This is a genomic window from Massilia frigida (assembly GCF_011682175.1).
GTDB lineage: Bacteria > Pseudomonadota > Gammaproteobacteria > Burkholderiales > Burkholderiaceae_D > Telluria_A > Telluria_A frigida.
In genome coordinates this window covers 19,582-44,257 of record NZ_WHJG01000004.1, presented here as the reverse complement: position 1 = coordinate 44,257, position 24,676 = coordinate 19,582, and the positions used below count along the sequence as shown (strand labels likewise).

24 protein-coding genes and 1 tRNA gene are annotated in these 24,676 nt (G+C 63.2%); 12 read left to right on the top strand and 13 right to left on the bottom strand.

From position 1 onward, the window contains the following. Window positions 1-81 precede the first annotated feature (81 nt). Window positions 82-1,740, top strand: a complete 1,659-nt coding sequence (locus tag F2P44_RS05545; RefSeq protein WP_167085727.1) for a hypothetical protein — start codon at window positions 82-84, stop codon at window positions 1,738-1,740. On the opposite strand, the gene F2P44_RS05540 is transcribed toward F2P44_RS05545, so the two are convergent. Both F2P44_RS05540 and F2P44_RS05535 read right to left on the bottom strand, forming a co-directional pair. Next, window positions 1,734-2,174, bottom strand: a complete 441-nt coding sequence (locus tag F2P44_RS05540; RefSeq protein ID WP_167085726.1) for a hypothetical protein — start codon at window positions 2,172-2,174, stop codon at window positions 1,734-1,736. The two genes, F2P44_RS05545 and F2P44_RS05540, sit on opposite strands and share 7 nt — an antisense overlap. 51 nt (window positions 2,175-2,225) lie before the next feature. Continuing rightward, window positions 2,226-2,399, bottom strand: a complete 174-nt coding sequence (locus tag F2P44_RS05535) for a DUF6726 family protein (protein WP_167085725.1) — start codon at window positions 2,397-2,399, stop codon at window positions 2,226-2,228. 117 nt (window positions 2,400-2,516) lie between these two features. Here F2P44_RS05535 and F2P44_RS05530 point away from each other — a divergent pair, with 117 nt between their 5' ends. Further along, complete coding sequence (locus tag F2P44_RS05530) at window positions 2,517-3,230, top strand: aspartate/glutamate racemase family protein (RefSeq protein ID WP_167085724.1); 714 nt, start codon at window positions 2,517-2,519, stop codon at window positions 3,228-3,230. Between the two features lie 210 nt (window positions 3,231-3,440). After that, window positions 3,441-4,460, top strand: coding sequence for a tryptophan--tRNA ligase (gene trpS, locus F2P44_RS05525; protein WP_167085723.1), 1,020 nt, complete (start codon window positions 3,441-3,443; stop codon window positions 4,458-4,460). 15 nt (window positions 4,461-4,475) lie between these two features. Here the strand turns inward: trpS and F2P44_RS05520 are convergent, their stop codons facing one another. Next, the gene (locus tag F2P44_RS05520) at window positions 4,476-5,213 is read right to left on the bottom strand and encodes a substrate-binding periplasmic protein (protein ID WP_167085722.1); all 738 of its coding nucleotides are present in this window, start codon (window positions 5,211-5,213) and stop codon (window positions 4,476-4,478) included. Further along, on the bottom strand, window positions 5,180-5,722 hold the full coding sequence (locus F2P44_RS05515) for a hypothetical protein (RefSeq protein ID WP_167085721.1): 543 nt from the start codon (window positions 5,720-5,722) through the stop codon (window positions 5,180-5,182). Before F2P44_RS05515 ends, F2P44_RS05520 begins: the two co-directional genes overlap by 34 nt. 315 nt (window positions 5,723-6,037) lie before the next feature. On the opposite strand from F2P44_RS05515, the gene F2P44_RS05510 reads away from it, so the two are divergent. The 4 genes from F2P44_RS05510 to F2P44_RS05495 all read left to right on the top strand — a co-directional run bounded on the left by F2P44_RS05510 (window position 6,038) and on the right by F2P44_RS05495 (window position 10,010). Continuing rightward, entirely contained in the window at window positions 6,038-6,862 is an 825-nt protein-coding gene (locus F2P44_RS05510) for an alpha/beta fold hydrolase (RefSeq protein WP_167085720.1), read from the top strand. A 254-nt stretch (window positions 6,863-7,116) separates the two neighbouring features. Then, window positions 7,117-8,577 (top strand): catalase, encoded by a 1,461-nt coding sequence (locus F2P44_RS05505; protein ID WP_167085719.1) that lies wholly within the window; start codon window positions 7,117-7,119, stop codon window positions 8,575-8,577. Between the two features lie 189 nt (window positions 8,578-8,766). Then, window positions 8,767-9,540: a hypothetical protein gene (locus F2P44_RS05500; protein ID WP_167085718.1), complete on the top strand. Its 774-nt coding sequence runs from the start codon at window positions 8,767-8,769 to the stop codon at window positions 9,538-9,540. A gap of 74 nt (window positions 9,541-9,614) precedes the next feature. Further along, the gene (locus F2P44_RS05495) at window positions 9,615-10,010 is read left to right on the top strand and encodes a YbaN family protein (protein ID WP_054264462.1); all 396 of its coding nucleotides are present in this window, start codon (window positions 9,615-9,617) and stop codon (window positions 10,008-10,010) included. A gap of 86 nt (window positions 10,011-10,096) precedes the next feature. Here F2P44_RS05495 and F2P44_RS05490 read toward each other — a convergent pair whose 3' ends face one another. Further along, window positions 10,097-10,477 carry a translational machinery protein gene (locus F2P44_RS05490; RefSeq protein WP_167085717.1) on the bottom strand — a complete coding sequence of 127 codons (381 nt, stop codon included), beginning with the start codon at window positions 10,475-10,477 and terminating at the stop codon, window positions 10,097-10,099. Window positions 10,478-10,707: 230 nt separating this feature from the next. Continuing rightward, on the bottom strand, window positions 10,708-11,997 hold the full coding sequence (locus F2P44_RS05485; RefSeq protein ID WP_167085716.1) for a hypothetical protein: 1,290 nt from the start codon (window positions 11,995-11,997) through the stop codon (window positions 10,708-10,710). A 202-nt stretch (window positions 11,998-12,199) separates the two neighbouring features. Between F2P44_RS05485 and F2P44_RS05480 the strand changes: the two genes are divergently transcribed. Continuing rightward, a complete protein-coding gene (locus F2P44_RS05480; protein WP_167085715.1) occupies window positions 12,200-12,841 on the top strand; it encodes a hypothetical protein in 642 nt (213 codons plus the stop codon). 8 nt (window positions 12,842-12,849) lie between these two features. On the opposite strand, the gene F2P44_RS05475 is transcribed toward F2P44_RS05480, so the two are convergent. Beyond that, window positions 12,850-14,376 carry a flavin monoamine oxidase family protein gene (locus F2P44_RS05475; protein ID WP_167085714.1) on the bottom strand — a complete coding sequence of 509 codons (1,527 nt, stop codon included), beginning with the start codon at window positions 14,374-14,376 and terminating at the stop codon, window positions 12,850-12,852. Between the two features lie 106 nt (window positions 14,377-14,482). Then, on the bottom strand, window positions 14,483-15,385 hold the full coding sequence (locus F2P44_RS05470) for a LysR substrate-binding domain-containing protein (RefSeq protein ID WP_167085713.1): 903 nt from the start codon (window positions 15,383-15,385) through the stop codon (window positions 14,483-14,485). Window positions 15,386-15,495: 110 nt separating this feature from the next. Between F2P44_RS05470 and F2P44_RS05465 the strand changes: the two genes are divergently transcribed. Continuing rightward, window positions 15,496-16,926 (top strand): pyridoxal phosphate-dependent decarboxylase family protein, encoded by a 1,431-nt coding sequence (locus F2P44_RS05465; RefSeq protein WP_167085712.1) that lies wholly within the window; start codon window positions 15,496-15,498, stop codon window positions 16,924-16,926. Window positions 16,927-17,021: 95 nt separating this feature from the next. Next, window positions 17,022-17,501 (top strand): helix-turn-helix domain-containing protein, encoded by a 480-nt coding sequence (locus F2P44_RS05460; protein ID WP_229423399.1) that lies wholly within the window; start codon window positions 17,022-17,024, stop codon window positions 17,499-17,501. A gap of 24 nt (window positions 17,502-17,525) precedes the next feature. Here F2P44_RS05460 and F2P44_RS05455 read toward each other — a convergent pair whose 3' ends face one another. Further along, a complete protein-coding gene (locus F2P44_RS05455) occupies window positions 17,526-18,260 on the bottom strand; it encodes a siderophore-interacting protein (RefSeq protein ID WP_167085711.1) in 735 nt (244 codons plus the stop codon). A gap of 25 nt (window positions 18,261-18,285) precedes the next feature. Between F2P44_RS05455 and F2P44_RS05450 the strand changes: the two genes are divergently transcribed. Then, the gene (locus tag F2P44_RS05450) at window positions 18,286-18,783 is read left to right on the top strand and encodes a MarR family winged helix-turn-helix transcriptional regulator (RefSeq protein ID WP_167085710.1); all 498 of its coding nucleotides are present in this window, start codon (window positions 18,286-18,288) and stop codon (window positions 18,781-18,783) included. Window positions 18,784-18,833: 50 nt separating this feature from the next. Here the strand turns inward: F2P44_RS05450 and F2P44_RS05445 are convergent, their stop codons facing one another. Beyond that, entirely contained in the window at window positions 18,834-19,802 is a 969-nt protein-coding gene (locus F2P44_RS05445; protein ID WP_167085709.1) for a hypothetical protein, read from the bottom strand. Between the two features lie 204 nt (window positions 19,803-20,006). Here F2P44_RS05445 and F2P44_RS05440 point away from each other — a divergent pair, with 204 nt between their 5' ends. Beyond that, window positions 20,007-21,278 (top strand): hypothetical protein, encoded by a 1,272-nt coding sequence (locus tag F2P44_RS05440; protein ID WP_167085708.1) that lies wholly within the window; start codon window positions 20,007-20,009, stop codon window positions 21,276-21,278. A gap of 167 nt (window positions 21,279-21,445) precedes the next feature. Here F2P44_RS05440 and F2P44_RS05435 read toward each other — a convergent pair whose 3' ends face one another. The 3 genes from F2P44_RS05435 to rpoD all read right to left on the bottom strand — a co-directional run bounded on the left by F2P44_RS05435 (window position 21,446) and on the right by rpoD (window position 24,562). Continuing rightward, complete coding sequence (locus F2P44_RS05435) at window positions 21,446-21,931, bottom strand: nuclear transport factor 2 family protein (protein ID WP_167085707.1); 486 nt, start codon at window positions 21,929-21,931, stop codon at window positions 21,446-21,448. A 247-nt stretch (window positions 21,932-22,178) separates the two neighbouring features. Continuing rightward, window positions 22,179-22,257 (bottom strand) — tRNA-Ile (locus F2P44_RS05430). 100 nt (window positions 22,258-22,357) lie between these two features. Further along, window positions 22,358-24,562 carry an RNA polymerase sigma factor RpoD gene (gene rpoD / locus F2P44_RS05425; RefSeq protein ID WP_167085706.1) on the bottom strand — a complete coding sequence of 735 codons (2,205 nt, stop codon included), beginning with the start codon at window positions 24,560-24,562 and terminating at the stop codon, window positions 22,358-22,360. Window positions 24,563-24,676: the final 114 nt, after the last annotated feature.

Here is a 24,676-nt window from a genome sequence, read left to right as displayed (position 1 = left end):
GGGGCCGCTTCCGTTACATTCCATGTCCCGCCAATGCGCAACAGTCGCAGCGGACCAGAGACAAAAACAGGAGAGCCATTCATGTCGCACTATCTCGCCGCCGGCCTGGCGCTGTCGCTGGCCGCGCTTGCGGGCTGCCAGCCGCGTGCCAGCGGGCCGGCGCCGCAGAAAACCATGCACGCGTTCCAGGACGAGGCGCAGCTGGACGCGTTTCTCAAGGACGCCGCCGGGCCGGCCGGCACGCCGGCGGCCGCGCCGGCGCCGCCCGCGACTGGCGGCGGCGTGGGCGAACATGGACGCCACCTGGTGCTGCTGCGCCACGGGCGCCTGCTGACGGTCGATATCGGCAAGGACCAGCTCAAGCTGGTGGCGGCGGTCGATGCGCACGCACCGGGCGGCGACGGGCAGGACCAGCTGGTGGTGGCCGGCGACACGGTGGCGCTGGTCGGGCGCCGCCCGGACGGCACCGCCATCGCCCTGTTCGACATCGACGCCGGCGGCCGCCTGCGCTACCGCGCCAGCTACCAGCTGCGCGCCGGCGCGCAGGCCCCGGCCCTGCGCGAGAGCCTGCGCCAGATCGGCGCCAAGCTGGTGCTGTACAGCCCGCTCCCCCTGGCTGCGCCCGCGCCCGGCCAGCGCGCGGCCCTGCCGGCGCTGCGCGGATGGCTGGCCGGGGCCGACCCGGCGGCGGCGCCCTTCACCCGCATCGCCCCGGCCACCCGGATTTACCATGGCGAGGCGGCGCCGGACGCGCAGGCGGGCCTGGTGCTGCACAGCGTGACCATCTGCGACCTGGCCGCGCGCGCGCTGCGCTGCGACGCCAGCGCCGTGCTGGGAGCGCCGGCACGCATGATCCACATGGCTTCCGAGGCGGTGTATGTCTGGAGCGCGCCGCACAAGGAGGGCGCCAGCGCCAGCCTGTACCGGATTCCCCTGAACGGCGGCGCCCCCGGCGCCATCCGCGTGACGGGCGTGCCGCACGATCCGTCGGCCTTGCACGAAAGCGCGGATGGCCACGTGAACGTGCTGGTCGGACAGGCCGGCGCGGATGGCCTGGCGCTGCTGCGGCTGCCGCTGACGGCCTTGTCCGACGGCAGCGACAGCGCCGCACCGGCCAGCTACAAGGACTTGCCCGGCTTCAGCCCGCAGCTGCGCAGCCGCTTTGTCGGCCCCTGGCTGCTGTACGGCAGCGCCGAGGCGGCCGCCACGCCGCTGTACGCGCTGCGCTGCGACGCCACGGGTGCGCCGCAACGGCTGGCGCTGGCGCATCCGGCCGAGCGCATCGAGGCCATGGGCGAGGATGCCGTGGTGAGCGGGCATGGCCAGGGCGCCTTGCACCTGAGCAGCGTGCGCCTGGGCCAGCAAGCCGCCCTGGCCAACAGCCATGTGCACGCCATCGACGAGGACAGCGCCAGCGTGCGCCACGCCTTCCAGTACACCTCGCAGCGCCCGGGCCAGGGCATGGTCGGCTTGCCGCTCGTGGAAATGCGCCAGCCCGACGCGCCCGAGGCCGCCGTATCGGTGGTCTACCTGCGCAATACCGCGCTCAAGCTGCGCGAACTGGGCACCCTCAAGGCGCAAAGCGGCGAGCGGCACGATGCCGGCGCCGGCGTCATGCCGCTGTTCGTGCAGGGACGGGTATTCGCGCTGATGGGTGACGAATTGGTGGAAGGCAAACTCAAGAACGGACGCCTGAGGGAAGTGCGGCGCCTCGACCTGGCGCCGGCCAACGCTCAGTAGGCGCGCACGGCCTGCTCCAGCGCATGCAGGCGCCAGCGCAGCCGGTCCGGTCCGGGATTCGGATGCAGGCCGACCAGCACCGTCAGCTCGCCGCTGACGCGCGCGCTGCACGGCAGTTGCAGTTCGGTGGCGCGCTCGAAGGGCAAGCGAAATTCCTGGCCCGGCATCAGGCGCAGGCCGCCGACCTGATGCGGCACGCTGTCGCTATTCCTCAACAGCAGCACATCGCGCAAGCCCACGGTCAGGCGCACCACGGGCGGCAGTACCTCGGCCCGGTCGCCGGCCAGGCGGCGTTCGGCCGCGTGTTCGGGAATGTCGAGCAGGAAGTCGCGGCTGCCCGGCCGGATCGGCGCCATCGCGGCCCAGACCAGCAGCAGCAGGCAGGCGCCCAGCAGGATCGAGGCGAGCCAGTGGCGGCGCAGGTGCTGTTCCATGCGCCTAGCCGCCCGCCGCGGGCGTCACTGTCAAAGCCGGCAAACGGGACGTCAATCGATAATCGCGGCGCAGGCATCGGTCGGCAGCGCTGCCACTTTGCCGACCACGGGAACCATTTTGATCACGGCCGAACCGACGCGGCAGGGTGCGGCCATCACGCCGCAACCGCCCAGTACGGCTGGCAGCAAGAGAAAGATGGCGAGACGGCAAAGGCGGGCATTCATGGTGAATCCGGGCAAAAGTCAGTATGAGAAGGAATTGTAAGTGGCGCGCCACACTGCCGACAAGAAAATCGAGGTAACAAAACGTGTACCTGCCACAAGGATGCTAGGATATTCCACATGAACGCGCCTGAAAACCAACAGCATATCGGCATCGTCGCCTGCTCCGCCGAGGGTGCGGCGCTGTGCTACCGCAGCATCTGCCACGAAGGCGCGCGCCTGCTCGGGCCATACGAGCATCCGGAACTGTCGATGCACTCGCATTCGCTGGCGGCCTACATGCGCTGCATCGACCTGGACGACTGGCACGGCGTGGGCGAACTGATGCTCTCGTCGGCGCACAAGCTGGCCAGCGCCGGCGCCGACTTCCTGATCTGCCCCGACAATACCGTGCACCAGGCGCTGGCCCTGGTGCGGGCGCGCTCGCCCCTGCCCTGGCTGCATATTGCCGACGTCGCCGCCGCCGAAGCGCTGGCGCGCGGCTACCAGCGCATCGGCCTGACCGGCACGCGCTGGATGCTCGACAGCGACGTCTATCCCGAGCGCTTCGCCGCGCACGCCCTGGCCACGGTGCGGCCCGGGCTGGCGGCGCGCATCGAAATCAACCGCATCATCATGGATGAACTGGTCAGCGGCGAATGCAAGCCGGCGGCGGTTGCCTACTTCCAGAAAACCATTATGCGCATGAAAGATGGCGGCTGCGATGCGGTGCTGCTGGGCTGCACCGAAATTCCGCTGCTCATGAACGATGGCAATTCGCCCCTGCCCACCCTCGACACCACCCGCCTGCTGGCGCGCGCCGCGCTGCGGCACGCCACCGGACAGCCGGCATGAGCGGACCCGGCCGGATTGACAGGGGCGCGCAAAACTGCGAGGATACGCGCATGACTATGATTAATTCACATGCCTTGTGTTCGAATTGGTGGCTGCGCTGACATCGCGCGGCGCCTGCACCATCATGTGTTTTCCATGAACGCCGCCTCGATTGGGCGGCGTTTTTCATGAGCGTTTTCCGATAGGGGCACCACCCGAGAGACGATCGACATGCCCGCACCAGCGACTACCGCAGCACCCATCATCCTGACCGGCGACCGCCCGACCGGCCCGCTCCACCTTGGCCATTACGTAGGCAGCCTGCGCAACCGCGTCGCTTACCAGCGCGACTACCGCCAGTTCATCATGCTGGCCGACGCCCAGGCCCTGACCGACAATATGGACGATCCGGCCAAGGTCCAGCGCAACGTGATCGAAGTGGCACTCGACTACCTGGCGACCGGGATCGACCCGGCCCAGTCGACCATCCTGATCCAGTCGCAGATTCCGGAACTGGCCGAACTGACCTTTTACTACCTGAACCTGGTGACGGTGGCGCGGCTGGAACGCAACCCGACCGTCAAGGAAGAAATCCGCCTGCGCGGCTTCGAGCGCGACATTCCGGCCGGCTTCCTGACCTACCCGGCCAGCCAGGCGGCCGACATCACCGCATTCAAGGCGGTGCTGGTGCCGGTCGGCGAAGACCAGGTGCCGATGATCGAACAGACCAATGAAATCGTGCGCCGCTTTAACCGCATCGCCGGCGCCGAGGTGCTGGTCGAAGCGAAGGCGCTGGTGCCGGAAATCGGGCGCCTGGCGGGCATCGACGGCAAGGCCAAGATGAGCAAGTCGCTTGGCAACACGATCAACCTTTCGGCCAGCGTCGATGAAGTGCGCGCGGCCGTCAAGAAGGTCTACACCGACCCGCTGCACCTGCGCGTGGCCGATCCCGGCCATATCGAGGGCAATATCGCGTTCGCCTACCTGGATGCCTTCGATCCGGAAAAAGAAGCGCTGGCCGAGATGAAAGCGCATTACCAGCGCGGCGGCCTGGCCGACAGCATCGTCAAGGCACGCCTGGAAGTGTGCCTGCAGGAATTCCTGACACCGATCCGCGCCCGCCGCGCCGAGCTGGAAAAGGATCGCGGACACGTGATGCAGATCCTGAAAGAAGGCACCGCACGCGCACGCGAGGTGGCGGCGCGCACGGCCGACGAAGTCAAGCGCGCGATGGGCCTGAGCTACTTTTAAGCGCGTTCCAGGCGGTCAGCGGTAGCGCGCCAGGATCTGGTCCACGCTGCCGTCGTCGATCAGGCCATTGATGGCCTGGTTGATTTCCTCGAACGGCACCCCCGCCGTCTTCGAGAATGCGCACTGCGCCTTGAACGAGGCGAACACCAGGTCCTGGCGCAGGCGCAGGGACTTGTTGATGCGCATCTGGTATGCCAGGGTCGAGCGCGCAATCACGGTATGGCGCACCCCGCCGGCCATCAGCTTGCGCAGGTTCTCTTCCATGGTGAGCGATTCGCTGCGCTGGAAACGCAGCCCCAGCACCTGCTCGACGCGCGGATAGCGGTAGCCGGCCACCGTGCCGACCGGACGGTCGCGCAGGTCGGCCAGCGAGCGCACCGGCGGCGCGCCCTGGACCGAGGCGACCATTTCGGCATCGGGAATGAGCGGCCGGCTCCAGTCGTACTGCCCGTCGATCCAGAACGGGCGCACATAACAGATGCCATCGGCCTTGCCGGCGGCCAGCGCCTCGCTCACCTGCTCCCCCGCCACACTGACATGGACGATGCTGCGCCCGAGCCGCTGCGCGATCGCCTCGTCCAGGTCTTTCAGGATGCCGCCGCTGAGCTTATCGTTGTGGAACTGCGCCAGCGGCATGGCCTGGTTCAGGGGCGCGATCATGATCAGGTCGGCGGCCGGCGCGGCGGCGGCCGGCGCGGCAGCGCCTGCGAGAGGGACAATCAGCGCGGCGAGGCAGGCGGAACGCTTGAACATGGGCTGGCCAGATGGTCGGTGGGTGTATCCAATGTACCATCGCCACCATCATCCAATGCATTATTTTGTTGCTCCTCGGCCACGGGGATAGCGTAAAAGCGCCGGATCAGCAACAGGCGCCATGCGGCCAGCAGCAACAGGCAGGCGGGGCCGGCAAGATAGAGCAGCAAGACATCGGCGCGGTGCGCGGGCGGGGGAAACAGCGGCGTGCGCCACAGCAGCAGGACGACGACGAAGGCACCAAACCCATAGCCGGCCAGCACCCAGCGCGGCGTCGGGCTGATGAGGGTGGAAAAATGGCGCGCGGTCCAGCCCAGGGCGGCCAGGCTGACCCAGCCCATCAGCATCACGCAGGCAAAGCCGGCGACGGGCGAATTAGCGGCCAATGCGCCCGGACCGAGCGCGGGAAGCATGAAGAAACCGCCGACCACGGTGATGAAACACCAGGCCAGCACTGCCGGCAGTGAGCAGATGGCGAAGAAAATGGCGAGCAGCCGGAGTATGCGCATGGCGGGAGAAGAAATTGCTCAAGGGATCGATCATACTTGCAAATGCCTTGCCAAGTCACTCCGGGTCATGCCCGAGGACGTCAAGCGCAAATAGGAATATTTTTTCATTCCAACCCGTGCGGAATCGGGCCGGCACGCCGCCTGCCACACAATTGCCAATTTGAGCATCCCTCTTTCCGGTTACCCGGTGCTACCTTGTTGAGGTGATGCGGGCCCGCGCGCCTCGTTTTATCCTGCTCCGGGTCCCTGGCACGTCCCACCGGCGTGGCGGCGGCCGCACCCTGCACTTCTCAACCATCCCACGGAGATTCACCGATGAGCACATTTACGACCAGCGACGGCGTCGAGATCTATTACAAGGACTGGGGCCAAGGCCAGCCCATCGTGTTCTGTCACGGTTGGCCGCTCAATTCCGACAGCTGGGAATCGCAGATGATCTTCCTGGCCAGCCAGGGCTACCGCTGCATCGCCCACGACCGTCGCGGGCACGGCCGTTCGAGCCAGCCGTGGAGCGGCAACGACATGGATCATTACGCCGACGACCTGGCCCAGCTGCTCGACAAGCTCGACATCAAGGATGCGGTGCTGTTCGGTTTTTCGACCGGTGGCGGCGAAGTGGCGCGCTACATCGGCCGCCACGGCACCCGGCGCGTGGCCAAGGCCGGGCTGATCTCGGCGGTGCCGCCACTGATGCTCCAGACCGACGCCAATCCGGGAGGACTGCCGATCAGCGTGTTCGACGGCATCCGCGCTGGCGCGCTGGCCAACCGCGCCGAGCTGTACCGCGATATTGCCGGCGGACCGTTTTACGGCTTCAACCGCCCTGGCGCGACCAGGTCCGAAGGCCTGGTGCAGGCGTGGTGGATGCAGGGCATGATGGGCGGCCACAAGAACACCTACGATTCGATCAAGGCGTTTTCGGAAACCGACTTCACCGACGATCTGAAAAAGTTCAGCATCCCGACCCTGATCATCCATGGCGACGACGACCAGATCGTGCCGATCGAAGCGGCCGGCAAGGCGGCCGCCAGGCTGGTCAAACATGCCACGCTGCTGGTGTACCCGGGCGCGCCGCACGGCCTGACCGATACCCACAAGGACAAGGTGAACGCGGACTTGCTGGCGTTTATCAAGTCCTGACCAGCTCCTGCGACGCACGGCCGCCCGTCGATGAAGTCCGCCCGGCACCGTAAGGTACGCCGGTGGCTGGCGTGCCCCGGCGATCGCGCGGCCCGCCACGAGCGGCGCAACCAAGCCAGATTCGTCCACACACTTCCGTGGGCGTCACTGAACCACCATGCCCGTCATGCACACAAGGTTTCACCCATAAAAACAATCGGACGGCGCCCTTTGACGGCGCCGCCGCCCCGTCCCTTCCTATGAAAGACCATGACATGAACAAACTCACCACGGCCGCCGGCGCGCCTGTGCCCGACAATCAGAACACGCAAAGCGCCGGTCCGCGCGGCCCGCTGCTGCTGCAGGACGTGTGGCACCTGGAAAAACTGGCCCACTTCGACCGCGAAGTGATCCCGGAACGGCGCATGCACGCCAAGGGCTCGGGCGCCTTCGGGACGTTTACCGTCACCAACGACATCACGCGCTATACCAAGGCCACCCTGTTTGCCGACGTGGGCAAGACGACGCCGCTGTTCATGCGCTTTTCGACCGTGGCCGGCGAGCGCGGCGCGGCCGACGCCGAACGCGACATCCGCGGTTTTGCCGTCAAGCTCTACACCGAACAAGGCAACTGGGATATTGTCGGCAACAATACCCCAGTGTTTTTCCTGCGCGACCCGCTCAAGTTCCCCGACCTGAACCACGCGGTCAAGCGCGACCCGAAAACCAATCTGCGCAGCGCCGAAAACAACTGGGACTTCTGGACCCTGCTGCCCGAAGCGCTGCACCAGGTCACCATTGTGATGAGCGAACGCGGCATTCCCGCCTCGTACCGCCACATGCACGGCTTCGGCTCGCACACGTACAGTTTCATCAACGCCGCGAACGAACGCTTCTGGGTCAAGTTCCACTTCATTTGCCAGCAGGGCATCAAAAACCTGAGCGATGCCGAAGCAACCGACCTGGTGGGACGCGACCGCGAAACCCACCAGCGTGACCTGTTCGACAGCATCGAAAACGGCGAGTTCCCGCGCTGGCGCTTCCAGGTGCAGATCATGCCGGAACGCGATGCCGCGACTTACCACCTCAATCCGTTCGACCTGACCAAGGTCTGGCCGCACCAGGATTACCCCCTGATCGATGTGGGCGTGCTGGAACTGAACCGCAATGCCGAAAACTACTTTGCCGACGTCGAGCAGGCGGCATTTTCGCCGGCCAACGTGGTGCCGGGCGTGAGTTTTTCGCCGGACAAGATGCTGCAGTCGCGCCTGTTTTCGTACGGCGACGCGCAGCGCTACCGGCTTGGCGTGAACCATCACCAGATTCCCGTCAACGCGCCGCGCTGCCCGGTGCACAGCTACCACCGCGACGGCGCCATGCGCGTCGACGGCAACCACGGCGCGACCATCGGCTACGAGCCCAATTCCAAGGGAGCGTGGCAGCAGCAGCCCGATTTTTCCGAGCCGCCGCTGGCCATCGAGGGCGCCGCCGCGCACTGGGACCAGCGCGCCGACGACGATTATTACAGTCAGCCCGGCGCCCTGTTCCGCCTGATGACGCCGGCCCAGCAGCAAGTCTTGATGGACAATACGGCGCGCTCGCTCGGCGGCGCCTCGCGCGCGGTGCAGGAGCGCCATATCGCCAACTGCGGCAAGGCCGATGTGGCCTACGGCGCCGGGGTGGCGGCCGCGCTGGAACGCGGCGCAGCCTCGCCGACGCCGAATGCGGTCGTGTAAGGACACCGCTTTTATCTGAACAGCAAGGGCGCGCCGCCGCCCTTGCCGGAGAAGCTTGCCAAGCGCACCATTCCAAGCCGACGTTTTTCGATTATTTGTCTCAATCGCGCCACGCTGCTGCGCGCTTCTTCCGCGCACGCCTCCAAATGGCATACACTATGCGTTTCCCATAAGCATCAAAATTTTCGGATGAGCTACATCTTGAAAGTGGTGGTACCGCCAGTCCCTTCCGACAATCTTTCTGTCCGGGGGTTTGCCAACACGCTCGCGCATACGTCGATGGATTTGCCGCCGTCGGCCAGGCTGCTGCAGTTTTACGAAGCCATCACGGCCAGGTATCCGTGCGCGTCGAGCGGCGCCTACAGCAAGGCCAGCGCGGCCGCCTGCCCGTGGGCCGACACGCCCCTGATCGATTGCCTGACGGGCGACATCGGCGTGATCAGCCTGTCGTACAAGAACATCGAAGTGCTCTCCTTTTTGCTGCGCCGGGCGGGCGCGCTGTCGCTGACGGTGATCGACACCCAGGCCGGCCTGGTGTACCGTCCCGCGCGCTTTCGCGTGGTGCTCACCAGCATCCAGAAAAACGTGAACACGACGGCCATGCTGGGCAAGCTGGTGCCGCTGCTGAAATGCACGCCCGAACAGGCGTTAACGATGCTGGCCACGCCGAACGCGGTCCTGCGCAGCCGGCTCGACCACGTAACGGCGCAGCGCCTGGTGGCCACCATGCAGCTGCTCGGCTGCAACTGCAGCGTCGAGAAAGAACCGTCGCGCTCGGCGCAGAAAGCGGCGGCCAAGGTCGCTGCCGCGCCCAGCGCGCCGCGCCCGCCGGCCCCACGGGCGCCGATGCCGTCGCCGTTTGCGATGGCGTACAAGGGCATGGTCAACCGCGCCGTTTACTTCGTGCAAGCCCTGCTCGAACGCGTCTGGGAACGCATGACGGCAACCCGCCCGTATTCCTGATCGCCTGAGGTGGCGGCCCCGGCCGCCATGGTAGGATGCGCGGCGCCCTCCTCCACGGCCGCCAAGGACCTCACATGAAACTGCTGCTGAACACGATCGGTTGCCTTGCCGTGCTGCTGGGCATCCTCGGCATTTTCCTGCCATTGTTGCCAACAACACCCTTCCTGCTGCTCGCCTCGGCCTGTTTTGCGCGCGGCTCGACCCGCATGCACGCCTGGCTGCTGGGGAACAAAGTCTTCGGAAAATATCTCAGCGATTTTGAGCAGGGACGCGGCATTCCGCGCCGCGCCAAGATCACCATTCTCGTGCTGATGTGGGCCTCGCTGGCGTATTCGATGCTGCGCCTGCAGCGCACCGGCCTGACCCTGATGCTGCTCTGTATCGGCGCCGGCGTGACGATTTACCTGCTGCGCTATGTGCCCACGGGTGCGCCGCGCGCGGCGCGGCTGGACGGACCCGGGCCGGGCTGATCGTGGCGTAACGGGCCGCGTTCGATCCGGGCAAAAAAAACCGGGAACGCCCGCTAACGGCGCTCCCGGTTTTTTTTGCGCATCAATTAATGCATGATGCCTTCTTTGACAAAATACTTGCGCGCGTAGGCGAGCAGCTGGCCATCGTTCGGGTGGTCGACGGTTTCGACGCTGACCACTTTGTCAGCCACGGCGGGATGCTGCTTTTCCAGGTGCTTGATGAAGACCAGCTTTTCCTGGCCAGGGCCGACGACCAGGATTTCCTGGGCGGCGGCAATGGCAGCGGCGATCTCGTTCAGGTAGTCGGGATCCTGTTCCGATTCGATGCTGGCATCGACACCGGCTTTTTTATGACGCGCATGGACGGAGGCGGTCTTGATGACTTCCGCTTCGGCGGCATCGCGCGTGAAATGGATAACGTGAGCTTCGGCCTGGTCGAGCCAGACGACGACGTGATTGAATGACATGGTGGTATTCCTTGAGATGAAGCGTGATCGTGCGCGGACGGCGGCCATTGCGAGGCACGACGCAAAAAGACGGCGCGGCATCTGGGCCGCGCCTTAAACGGAAAGTGCACCGGCCGGAGCCGGGGCATTGCAATCGAATGAAGCCAGTGTGCCCGCGTCAGGCGGGCCCGTCCGTTCGGAAGCGCACGTAGGCGGGATGGCAAGCTTGCGTTGCGCATACCCATACATGATCAGTTCAGGTTCGGTCGCCCGAGCTGCGCGGCGATATCTTTCTTTTTGATGAACAGTTCTTCCACCTGCTGAAACCCTTCATCGTCACCGGATGCATAGCAGTTCCGATCAAAGACAATCTCTTCATGGGTAGCGCGTGCAAGCTTGAAGTGCCCGGAGCAGGAACGGTGTTCAGAGGTGACACGTGGAACAAATACCTGCCAGAGCAGCTGTCCTTTGGCATCGTAGTGGCTCAGCCACTCCCGTTTCTGCGGGTCAAAGGTATCTGGAGAAACATAAAAGCCCCGGTCGCCCGCCTCTACCTTAAAAGTTATTCGATCAGAGGTGGAGCGACCCGTTTCGAATTGCGCAAGGCTCAGGTTCCAACGTGCGCCGCAGGCTTGTTCCAGCAAATCGCGCTGATAATAACCCCACCCCTTCGTACGCGCTTCGGTAACGGCCTTTGGCCAATCCTCGCTACTGAGAAAGCCGATCTTTGGTTTCTGGTAAACCACCCGACGCATCGAAACCGGCACGTCGGCCCCGGTTTTGCCGGATATTTGTGGATCCGGGTGGGCAGATGCGGCAACGACACGCTTCACGTAAAACCGGTCCGACGGTGCCTGCGTCGTGTCGCTGCGATCAATCAGACGAAGTAGATTAGTATGGGGCTCCCGCTTGTCGAACTGCCGCAAATCCCTGCCAGGCCATTGCCACAATGGCGACTCTCCGGTACTCATGAATGCTTCAGTTCTGCTGCTTATCGTATCGACAAGCTCCCACCGGTCATATGCCATGCCCCCTTCACGTTTGCGCAGGCGAATCGCATGCCGCGCCGTGCTGACCGGCGAGATCACCATGGAAAGACAGGTACCCGGAGCGATCGGAGGGCTTTGTAATGCGCTGCGCAAACCGGATCGCAACTTCTCGTCCGGAATGCATGTCGCATCGCCGCTGAGCGCCAGTCGAAACTGCACGAACTTGAACAAGGCAACCGGCATGGTCCATTCTCCTTCGTCGAACGCCAGTCTCGCCAGTTGAGCGTCGCGAGTCGAGCGCACCGGCGTGACTTCCAGCATTTTCACATTCCGGTCGCTGAGCAGCTCAACAATCCACGGTGCGCGTAAAAAACCGGCGCTGAGCGATAGCGACTCGGTAGAAACCTTGCCAGGCAGAGCCAGCTTTTCCTTGTCTATCTGATCGTAGATTGGATCGATCTTTGGCGTGGAGCAGCCGCCCAGCGCGAAAACCACGCACGCGACCGGCATCAGGCCTGCGCCGGATATGAATTGATTGAATGTCGATGGCACTGGATTGCCCTTTCGCGGTGGCGTCTGACGTGGGTGTTGTTCCGGTCTGGACCGGCAACGAAACCGGCAGCCTACCGGAACAGCGCCGGTGTATTCCGCCTATACGGCCGGCATCACATCCCGATACCAAAAGAAGCGCAAAGTACGCCCGGCAGCGGTACCGTACCATCCACCATCTTCATTTTCCTGACTGGTATGCCCGATGCGCAATGAACCAAGCAAAACACGCAGAAAGCTGCTGCTGGCAGGCGCCGCCTCACTATTGATGATGAGCGGCGCAAGAGTGGAGGCGCAGCCGCAGCCGCGGATACGATTCAGCTACGACGAAAAAATCATGAACATTCTGCTTTCGCCGACCACGGGCAAATTGATCGTGCTCGGTGAGCGCTACCACTACCTGTTCGACGACAAGGCCGGGCTGGAAAAAATCATGGGCGCGACATTCAAAAAAGAACTCGCAGGTTCCTTCGGCAAATTCACGGTCGATCCCGACGATACCATTTCAGGCAGCTACCGCATCCAGACCCGCAATGCGCTCAGCCCCGAGCAAGGCGAAGAAGCGCGGCACCTTGGATTCAGCCAGCTGCCGGACGGCCGTTTTGACATCGCCGCGACGATCGGCGGCACCCGTTTTGAATCGGCGGCGCTGGCTAAAGACATGGACGCATCGGCCTTGAACCAGAACTACGTTGTAACGGTCGACATGATCGGCGATGCACGTGCAATGCCCGAGCCGAGCACGCACCGCGCGAACGAGACAGCGGAAAATGTCCTTCTCATCCTGGCAGCGCCGGTGTTGATTGTGATGCTACTGTTTAGTAGCCCCTGCCTCATTTGCAGATAAGCAGTCCCTCAACGCCCCTGCAAGATCGCTTCCAGCGCCAGCTCGGAACTGTTCAAGGCCCCTTCGACAAAGCCCTGGTAATCGGAATACGCTTCACCGACGATGTGCACGTTTTTCGCGCCGCTGCCGAAGTCGAAAGCCTTGAAGGCATCCATCACTTTCCACGAGCGCACGCCCGGCTGCCAGCCATGGTTGGCGGCACCGTACGGCGCGCGCGCCCAGTCGCGGATGCCGTAGGTGATGATCGAATTCTTGATGTAGGCCGTGGCCTGGTCCAGGGTCTGGTCGCGGAACACCGCCTTCGAATGATCGTTGAGCTTGAGGTGCGATTCGTTCGTTTCCAGCAAGCGCTTGACGTCGCGCGCGACGAACAGGGCGAAGGCGTCGACGATGCGCGCATCCTGGTCGACTTCGGCGCGGTCGTGCTTGTCCGGCTCGCTCAGGTAATGGCGCCAGAATTCGGTCGACGGGCGGTCCATGTACAGCAGCACCATGCCGTGGCCATCATGGTCGCTGCCCTGCGGGCGGCGGAAGTAATGCACTTCGCGGGTCGGCAGGCAATTGGCGTATTGCTGCGGCGGCTGCTCGTAATCCCACCAGGGCGCGTTGCTCACGAAGAAAATCTTCAGCATCGGAAAGCCGTTGACGGCATCCAGATGGGTCGCGATGTGCTCGGGCAAGTGCGGCGCCAGCTTGACCAGCGGCATGCGCGGCAGCGCCAGGATCAGGCGTGCCGCCTGCAGCTTGATGGTGTCGTTCTTGGTGCGCACGTCCAGTTCCATGGTCGCCTGGCCCAGTCCGGTGGGGCGGAAACCCAGCAGGGTGTGGCCGCCGGCCAGGGTGATGTTGGGCAGGCTGTGGATCTTGGCCATCAGGCCGTCGGTCAGCTTGGCCGAGCCGCCGGCGATGCTGGCCAGCTTCTGGCCCACGGTTTTCAGCGCGCGCAGCCACCAGATGATCCATTCGATCGCGTTCAGGTTTTCCGGAATCATGTGATAAAAGGTGCCGGTGTCGCGCAGCTTGACCAGCGCGCGGTGGCTCAGGATGCCGTGGCCGGACATCACGTTCCAGAAACCGGTGGCCCACAGCGGATGGCCGTGCAGCTGCGCGTGGCGGCGCAGGCGGTTGTAGTCCGCTTCGGTCAGGCCATCGATCCAGGCCTGGTCTTCCGGATCGCGGCCCATCACCAGCATGATGCCGCGCTTGAGCAGTTGCAGCGAGTTCAGGCCCTGTTCTTCGGGCGGCAGCTGGCTGTCGGGTGCGCTGATTTCGTCGGCCGAGGGACCGGAAAAATCGACCAGGCCCACCCCGAGTTCGGCGCACAGCTGGGCGAAGCGCGGCTGCAGGGTCGGCTCGAAGCGCATCGGTCCGTATTCGGCGATGAAGCCATCCATGTCTTCGGTTTCGATGCGCCCGCCCCAGCGGTCGGAGGACGCTTCCAGGATCAGGACCTGGTGCCCGGCTTCGGCCAGGCGGATGGCGCAATACAGGCCGGAGACGCCGCCGCCGGCAATGACGATTTGTTGTTCTGACATGGGAAAGATTCACGCGGATGGGGTGCCTTGGGCACCAAGGGCGCGATTGTGCCATGTAATTGATGAGCTTGGCAGGGGGCGCATCGCCACTTTGGTGGTGTTAGCGCTACCGCTTCAGCGCCGGCGCAGACAGCGATTGCGCGGCTTCGGCCTGAATCCATTCCACGAAAGCGCGCGCCCCCGGTGCGGCAAAGGTGTCCGGCAAACCGACCAGGTAATAGCCGAACTGCGTCGGCCATTGCTGCTCCAGCGCCTTGCGCAGATGGCCCTTCGCCAGGTCGGCGCCGGCGTAGATATCGCGCACCAGCGCCAGCCCCTGCCCTTCGGTCGCGGCGCGCACCAGCAAATGTTCGTCGCTGAACGACAGCCCGCGCCGCGCCTTGGGCGAGGTGCTGCCGTGGGCCTGCAGCCACAACGACCAATCGCGGCGTTCCCCGTCATGCAGCAGGGGGTAGGCCAGGCAATCGGCCGGGCAGCGAATCGGCGGCCCCTGGCGCAGCAAGGCCGGGGCGCCGACCACGATCATTTCGGGCGACATCAGCCAGCGCGATTCGAGTCCGGGATAGCTTCCCAGGCCGTGCCGGATAGCGAAATCGACCGCTTCATTTTTCAGGTCGACCACGCGCGCATCGCTGTCGATCGAGAGCGAGACGTCCGGATGGCGGCTGGCAAAGTCGCCCAGGCGCGGCAACAACCAAGCGCAAGCGAGCGATGGCATCACGCTCACCACCAGTTGCCGTGCAGCGTGATCGTGCAGATTGCGGCGCGAAACCGTTTCGATCTGCCGAAACGGCGCCCGGAGATCTGCATACAAGGCCGCGCCGGCCGCCGTTGGCGTGACGCCGGCACGGGTGCGCTCGAACAGGCGCTGACCGTGCCGCTGTTCCAGCTCGCGCATGCGCTGGCTGATGGCGCCTGCGCTGACATGCAATTCGCGCGCCGCCTCTTTCATGCTGCCGGCGCGGCAAACGACAAAGAATGCATAGAAGGTCTGGAACGGGATGTGCATGGCGTCACTTTAGCTCAGCTAACGTGACGGCGGCAACAGATCGTTTGCGCTCACCAGGCGCCGGCTTTACGCTCGGACCTACACCGTTAAATAAGGCCACTGCGATCGCCATGCATACCACATCCCCGTTTCGACCGGCACTGGAACGTGCCCTGAGCCACGCGCTGGCCCATCTGGATCATCTGGACCAGCAACCGGTCGGCGCCCGTGCCAGCCTCGACACGCTGCGCGCACGTCTATCAAGGCCGTTAGGCGATGGCGGCATGCCGGCCGCACAAGTGATCGACGAGCTGGCCGCCGATACGGCCGGCGGCATCCATGGCAGCGCCGGCGGGCGCTTCTTCGGCTGGGTGATCGGCGGTGCCTTGCCGGCCGCGCTGGCGGCCGACTGGCTCACCAGCGCCTGGGACCAGAACGCGGCCACGTACGCCTGCGCGCCGGCCGTGACCGTGATTGAAGAGGTCTGCGGCGCCTGGCTGAAGGAATTGCTCGGCTTGCCGCTCGACGCCAGCTTCGCCCTCACCAGCGGCTGCCAGATGGCGCACGCGACCGCCCTGGCGGCTGCCCGCAATGCGCTGCTGGCGCGCCGTGGATGGGATGTGGAGCGCGACGGCCTGTGCGGCGCGCCGCCGATCCGCATTCTGAGCGGCGACCAGTTCCACGGCAGCATCACGCGCGCAGCCCGCTTGCTGGGCCTGGGCACGGGCGCCGTGACCGGCCTGCCCGTCAACCAGGCTGGCCAGCTCGACGCGGCGACGCTGGAACAGGCGCTGGCCGACAGCGCCGGCACAGCCGTCATCGTGCTGCTGCAGGCAGGCGACCTCAATATCGGCGCCTACGACCGGTTCGCCGACCTGATTCCCTTGGCGCACCGCTACGGCGCCTGGGTACACGTGGATGGCGCCTTCGGCCTGTGGGCCAACGCCAGCGCGCGTTACCGCCATCTGCTGGCCGGCGTGGCGCAGGCCGATTCCTGGGCGACCGATGGTCACAAGTGGTTGAACGTGCCCTACGACAGCGGGTTTGCCTTTATTGCCGATGCCGCTGCGCAGCGGCGCGCCATGTCCTACCAAGCCAGTTATGTTGCCCACAACGATCAGGTGCGCGAGCCGGCGGACTGGAACCCGGAATGGTCGCGCCGTGGACGCGGCGTGGCCGCCTATGCCGCCCTGCGCGAGCTCGGACGCGGCGGCGTCGTAGCCATGATCGAGCGCTGTTGCGCCGCCGCGCACGCGCTCGTGACCGGCATTGCCGCCCTGCCCGGCGTTGAACTTGTGTGGGAACCGCAGGTCAATCAAGGACTGCTGCGTTTTTTCGATCCCGCGCCAGGCGCCACGCAGAGCGATCACGACCGGTGGACGGATGAGGTTACCAGCGCCGTGCTGGCCAGTGGCGAGGCGCTGTTCAGTAACACGAGCTGGCGCGGCAAGCGCTGCATGCGGGTATCGGTGTGCAATTGGCAGACCGGCAACGCCGATGTCGCGCGCGCGGTGGCAGCGGTCGCACAGGTCTTGCGGGCCCATGAAAACGCGGGGAAATAGAGGAAACGAGGCACTGTCGGGCCGCTGTCGGGTGATTTTCGTCACCGACACGGCCCAAATCGGTCAATACTCGCAGCTCACCAGCCCCGGGAACCATGATGATTCTTAAACAACTGCGTCTCAGCCGCCATCTTTCTCAAGAACAATTAGCCCAGATGTCGGGCTTGAGCGCCAGGACCATCCAGCGCATTGAAAGTGGCCACAAGGCCAGTGTGGAGTCGCTCAAATGTCTTGCTGCGGTACTCGAGGTGGAGGTGTCAACCCTGAACGAGGAGACTTTCGTGATCGATAAACATGCACTCAACTGGCACACGCTGCCGCTGTGGCTGCGCTGCTGGTTTGGCTTCGGCTTTCTGCACATGCACCCAACCCGGCGCGTTGCCAAACGCATCGAAGCCGTGTCGCACGTCAGCGGATTCCTGTTTTGCTTGCTGGGCTTCGTGAGCGAAGCGGCGCTGGCTGGCGGCTTGATCATGCTGTCCACGGCGTATTTGTTTTCCTTGCTGTCGTGGCAAGGCGACCGCTACGGCATCTGGTTCGATGCCCCCGTGGAGGGCGACGCGCGCGCCGCCTGACGAGGGCGCGCCAGCCGCAGCGGCTTACTCCAGGTTTTCGTGAAACCCGCTGCCGCCACGCTTCCAGTAGGCAGCGGCGCGGATGGCGGTCTTGTCCAAGCCCTTGACGCCCACCAGTTCCTGGCGCACGGCGGCCATGGTCGCGGCTTCGCCCGCGCACCAGGCATAGCCGTCGCCCGCAGGCAGGGTCCAGGCTTGCACGGCGGCAAGCAGCTCGGCGTCGCTGCCGACCCAGCGCAGGTCCACCTCGGCCTGGCCGGCAAACACGCGGCGGTCGGCCGCATCGTCGACCTTGACGATGACGGTGGCGCGGGTGCCGGCGGGCAGTTCCTCCAGGCGGCGTGCAATGGCCGGCAAGCCGGTTTCATCGCCAACCAGCAGATGCCAGGCGTAATCGACCGGAATGATCAGCGAACCCTTGGGGCCGCCAATGATCGCTTGCTGGCCCGCCGCGGCCTGGGCTGCCCATGCCGCGCAGGGGCCGTCGCCATGCAGGGCGAATTCGATGACCAGCTCGCCGGTGGCCGGATCGAAGCTGCGCGGGGTGTAGTCGCGCCTGGTGGCGTCGGGACCGTCGCCAAGGATGAACTTGATGTGATCGTCGAACGAGGCGCTGTGGAAGTCGTGCAGCGCCGCGCCGCCGAAAGTAATGCTGCGGAAATGGCTGCCGATGGCGCGCACACCCAGCACCTCGACCTGGCGAATCTTGAGCTCGTGGCGCACACGCTGCACACGGCTGACGGGAGAGTCTATACTCATGTCTTTATCTTTCAATTGGCTGACAATGTCACCTATCATCCACGAATCAAATGACAATGTCAACCATTCTGGCGCGGCCCGGCCTGGCGCGGCGCGGCAGGATGCCGTCCTGGAGCTGATTCATTCGATCATGCACCAGTACCGTTCGCAGCAATTCCAGGCATTGCGCGACGGCCAGCATGAGCTGACGCACATGGAAGCGAAGGTGCTGGCGTTTTTCGGCCATCATCCGGGCTCGACCCAGAGCGAGCTGGCGCGTCACAGCGGACGCGACAAGGCACAGGTGGCGCGCCTGATCACGGGGCTGCGCGAACGCGGCTTGCTGCACGGGGAAGCCGATGCGGCCGACCGCCGCAACACGCGCCTGTCGCTGACCGATGCCGGCAGGGCCATCCAGCAGGCGGCGCAGGCCGAAGCGGGCAAGCTGAACGCGCAGGCGGTACGGGGGATGAACGGGGAGCAGCAAGAGATGCTGCTCGGTCTGCTGTTGCAGGTGAAGGATAATCTGAACCGGGGCGGGTAAGCACCGCAGACGCGCCCGGGAACCTGCCAACGCGGGCTCCCGGGATACTGCTAGTGCTGCACGATGCCAGCCTGGTTGCCGCTGCCCGATTGCGCGATGGCGGCGGAGAAGCCATTGCCGTTCTGGGTGATCGTCGCCTTGTTCGGCGTGTCGTAGTTAGTGCCGCCGTTTTGCGTGACGGACGCGATATTGATGTTACCGGTCTGGTTAATGAGCGACTGGCTGTAGTCCAGGCGCTGCACGACGGTGGCTTTATTCAGATTGCCGGTCTGGACAATGCGGCTGGCATTATCCTGGCCTTGCTCGTCGCTGCTGGCCAGGTTGTTATTTCCTTTCTGGAGAATGGTCTGTTCGCGCGTGAAGTAGGAATTGTGCTGCCTGACGCTGGCGTTATTGGCATGGCCCACCTGCTGCACCTCCACACCCGAATACACGGCGTCGTTCTGGTCGATCGTGACCTTGTTCAAATTGCCGGTCTGTACGACCAGCGGTCCGCCAAAACCCGAATTGACCTGTTTCGCCGTGATGTCGTTGTCATTGCCGGTCTGGTAAGCCCGGATACTGAAAGGGAATAACCCGAGCTGATCGACATTGACCGCATTGCGGTTGCCGACTTGCTCGATCGTATTCCCTACTTCGCCGGAATTCTTTTGCTTCACGAGCGCCTTGTTTTCGCTGCCGAGCTGCTTGATGACGGTACCGCTGCGGGTGATATTGTCCTGGGCTATGCTCGCTGCGTTTTTGTTTCCGGTCTGGACAATGTCGGCATAGGCATCGTAGGAGCGCACCTGAAGAATGCCGGGCGTTTTGGATACCGGGTCGCCCGCGACATTGTTATTGCCTGTCTGCTTGATGGTGGCCCTCAATTCATAGAATTCGTAGTCGGGCGCCTTCTGGTCCACGTACAGGCTGTTGCCTGTACCCACTTGCGAGGTGGACACGGTCGGCTGGGCCGAGACGGCGCCGCTGGCAAACGCCAGGGCGAACGCTGCGGCGATGGTTGAGAGTATTGTTTTCATGAGTTTCTCCTTGAAATTGCTGCGCAAAAAGATGGCAGCGAAAGGTCGATGCCGCCGTGCACAGAGTGCAAACTGGGCTGCTTCAAGGGTCGAGTGTATCGGTCGATACTGGCCTCCGTTTGAGGCTTCTCAACTGCTGAGAGCGCTGTTTTTCGGCATGACGCCCGGTACAGGCCTGCAATTCAGCGCGCGGTCTACGGAGAGGTGGCGATTCGCTGCCGCCGCAATCGGCATCGGATGCGTTATCATCCTATTAATATATTCAGGCGGAATAATATGCTTTTTGCGTGGCGACTTGTCTTTATTGGATGGATGCTGATCATGAGCGCAGGTGTTTTTGCCCAGGATCGCGCCGCAGTACCTCATCAGGCACCTGCAAGCGCCGCGCCTGCGCGCACGGCTGGCGATATCAAGACCGAACTGATTAGGCAGATGCAGAACGATGGCTATCTGAGCGAACGGATGGCAAAGGAAGTCGCCGGAAAATATGTCAGCCCGGGCGATTTCCGGGAAACGGCGGCAGGCGCCGTCACAGCGCAAGCGAGCCAACCACCGGTCTGGTCGCGCTATATGTCCTGGGTAAATCTGATCAAGGTCGTTGCAGTGATCTGCTTCCTGGTGGTGTTTTACGAAACGATCCTGAAACTGGCCAGGGCCCTGTGGACCTATGTGATCAAGGTGCCGACCATTGTGTATCAGCTGGTTTTCCTCTCCCTGACAGGCGTTGGAACGCTGTGGCCGGAGGCGATATGGCCATCGCAAGCCTTGTATGTGGCGCTGTTTTGCGGCTTTGCGAACGTGCTGCTGGTTGGCTGGATTGTCGATACCTGCAAGGTGGTGCCGGACACGCTGAAAAAATTGTTCCCGCCCTTTCGCCGCGCGCCGCTCAGTACCGCCTGCGCGCTGGGAATGGTCTATTTTGGCGCGCTGGCATTGATGCATCAGTCCGGCATTTTCGGATTTTTCGCCGCAGTCTGTTTGTCGGGTGTGCTTTCCTTTTACATGGTCTACACGCCCGGCACGCTGTATCTGAAATTGGACGAGCGGATGCTCAAGGGCGTTGTTGTCGGCCACCTGAGCGTGCTGGCGGCCTATTGTGTCGTGCGCACCCATGGCATCCATTGGGAATCCATCCAGTATTTCGAGGCGGGCCTGGAGTATTACTGCACCATCGGCCTGTCGCTCGCGCTATTGGTCGGCGCATCGCCGTGGCCCAGCCGGGCGCAGCGCAACCGGTATCTGGCCTTGTTTATCGTGCTAGCGGTATGGGCGAGCCTGGGCTACCTGTTCCTGGACCTGAAAGTCATCGCCAGCATTCTGTTGTGCTTTTTTGTCCTGCTGGTGCTCGAATGGATCGCCTATCTGGGTTTCAGGACCAATGTACTGATCGGCGCCGGCGCGCTGGGCGCGTCCCTGTACGGGATTGCGGTGCTGCTGGAAAAATACAGTTCGCTGATTATCCTGGCGGGCAATTAGGGCGTCACGGCGGGGCGGCCGGCGCGGGAACCGCCCTTCGCGTCGGGTCTTTCCATCAGCAAGGCGATACTGGGCGAGATCCTCTTCGGATGGCATTTTTTCAGCCTGGTTTCCGGGTCACTGCGCAGAATGGCCTGTTCGAGAGATGTTGCCGACCTCGGGAGTGCTTATTTTCTTGCCGGATCCCAATGCTCGACGATTTTCCCGTCCCTGATGCGGAACATGTCGAACCAGGTGGTGGTATATGTTTGGCCAGCGGCGGCAGGGTCCGGATACTCCCTCACGAAACCAAGCATGACCAGGTCGTCCTCGGCCATGATCGTCACCAGTGGCGTCTTAATGGCCGCTGCAATTGGTTTTGCCTTGGAAAACTTGGAAAAGAAAGTGACGAATCCCTCGCGGCCGCCGGGCACGGTGGGATTGTGCTGGATGTAGGAATCGGCAAGGTATTTGTCCGCCAGTTCGAGGTGACCGCCTTCCAATACCTCGCGCCAGAAATCGTAGACAAGACGCTTATTGGCGGCCAGTTTGGGAACCGGGCTTGACAGCAATTGGTCGTGATCGGCCGAGGCTTGCACGGGGTCCTGAGCCGCGGCTTGCAGTGGAAGTGCGAATGCGCATGCCGATACCAGCGAAATGAATACCTTGTTCAATCGATGCTCCTGTCCAGAAATGCCGGGGGCCCGTCATTTCCCGACCGCGGCGTCCCAGGCGACGAGCGCGAGATTGCGCTCATGCGGTTTGGAGTTTAATGCAGGAAAAGGTCGCGGTGTGCATTAAAAAGTGCATACACCCTTCGCGCCGAAGCGGCTGGCACGACCGCGCCCGAAATCGACTCCCGGAGTTTTAAAATGAAAAAAGGGAGACAGTTTCGTGTCTCCCTTTTTTCTTTACTGAATTTGGTGGGCCTCCCGTGAGTCGAACACGGCACCAACGGATTATGAGTCCGCTGCTCTAACCAAGCATGAGCTAGAGGCCCGAAATCGGTGCGACGGGGATGCTGATACGGCCACCATAAAGATAGCCTCCCGTCACAAAGTGGCGAGAGGATATGGCTTTTCGCATCAGCCCGTCAAGGCTTAATTACCTTCCAGGAAGCTCTTGAGCTTGTCGGAGCGCGATGGGTGACGCAGCTTGCGCAGCGCCTTCGCTTCGATCTGGCGGATCCGCTCGCGCGTGACGTCGAATTGCTTGCCCACTTCTTCCAAGGTGTGGTCGGTCGACATCTCGATACCGAAACGCATGCGCAGCACTTTCGCTTCGCGCGGCGTCAGGGAATCGAGCACATCCTTGACCACGCCACGCATCGAAGCGTGCAGCGCCGCGTCCGATGGCGCCAGGGTGTTATTGTCTTCGATGAAGTCGCCCAGGTGGGAATCGTCATCGTCGCCAATCGGCGTTTCCATCGAGATCGGCTCTTTCGCGATCTTCATGATCTTGCGGATCTTGTCTTCTGGCATTTCCATCTTGATCGCCAGGGTCGCCGGATCGGGTTCCGCGCCGGTTTCCTGCAAGATTTGGCGCGAGATGCGGTTCATCTTGTTGATCGTCTCGATCATGTGCACCGGAATGCGGATCGTGCGCGCCTGGTCGGCGATCGAGCGCGTGATGGCCTGGCGGATCCACCAGGTCGCATAGGTCGAAAACTTGTAGCCGCGGCGATACTCGAACTTGTCCACGGCCTTCATCAAGCCGATATTGCCTTCCTGGATCAGGTCGAGGAATTGCAGGCCGCGGTTGGTGTACTTCTTGGCGATCGAAATTACCAGGCGCAAGTTAGCCTCGGTCATTTCGCGCTTGGCCTTGCGCGCCTTCATTTCACCGGCCGCCATCTGGCGGTTGATGTTGCGCAAGTCCGGCAGCGGCAATACCACGCGCGCCTGCAGGTCGATCAGGCGCTGCTGCAGTTCCTTGATCGTCGGAATATTGCGGCCGAGGATGGCGGAGTAGGCATGGCCGGCGTTGACTTCGCCATCGACCCATTCCAGATTGGTTTCATTGCCCGGGAAAACCTTGATGAAGTGGGCGCGCGGCATGCCGCACTTGTTCACCGCCACGTCCAGAATCTGCTTCTCGATATGGCGCACTTCATCGACTTGTCCGCGCAGGGTGTCGCACAGCTTCTCGACCACCTTGGCGGTAAAGCGGATGCCGAGCAGTTCGTTGGAAATCGATTCCTGCGCCTTGACGTAGGCTTTCGAGTTGTAGCCATCTTTCTCGAAGGCCTTGCGCATCTTGTCGAACTGCACGGAGATGATGTCGAACTTTTCCAGCGCCTGGTTTTTCAGCGCTTCGAGCTGTTCGGCCGAGAATCCCGCGGCGCCGGAAGCGTTGTTCTCTTCTTCCTCTTCCTCTTCTTCCTCGTCGGCCTCTTCTTCGTCTTCATCCTCGTCGGTGGCGGCCGGCGCCACGACCGGCTCGAGCGGCTCGTCCGGATCGACCATGCCGTCGACGATTTCGTCGATCTTGATTTCGTCGTTCTGGATGCGGATGGCGGCGGAAATGATTTCGGCGATCGTCACCGGGCAGGCGGAAATGGCCTGGATCATGTCCTTGAGGCCATCTTCGATGCGCTTGGCGATCTCGATCTCGCCTTCGCGCGTGAGCAGCTCGACCGAGCCCATTTCGCGCATATACATGCGCACCGGATCAGTGGTGCGGCCGAAGTCGGAGTCGACCGTCGACAGCGCCGCTTCGGCCGCGGCCTCGGCTTCGTCATCGCTGGTGACGGTAGCGACATTGTCGGACAGCAGCAGGGTCTCGGCATCGGGCGCGTGTTCGTAGACCGCAATCCCCATGTCGTTGAAGGTGCCGATGATGCCTTCGATCGCTTCCGGATCGACGATATTTTCGGGCAAGTGATCGTTGATTTCGGCGTAGGTGAGGAAACCGCGTTCCTTGCCGAATTTGATCAGGGTTTTCAGTTTCTGGCGGCGCCGTTCGAGCTCTTCCTCGGTCGCTTCCGTATCCGACGAAAACGCATCTTTCAGCAGGGCTTTTTCCTTGGCCTTGCGGTCCTTGGCCTTGGCCTTGTCGACCGCTTTCAGCTCGGCCCGCTCGACCGCGTTGAGGGCGGCCACTTCATCGTTCTCGGGCTGGAATTCTTTTGGCTTGCGCCCGCGCCTGCCCGGTACCTTGACTGAGGGCAGCACGTAACCGGACGTGTCGATCGCGGCCAGCGCGGCGGCATCGGTGGTCTGGCTGACGACAGGCGTGGCGCTCGCGCTCGTACTGGTGCTGCGCGTTTCGGCCTTGTCTTGCGCTTTATCCGCCTTGGCGGACATTCTCGTTGGCTTATCAGCCGCTTGGGTTTCAGGTTTCTTGATTGGCACAGGCGCTTTCGATGTCACAACGACTAGCTTTATGGTGGATTAAGATAAAGTTTGTTGCCGGCCTTT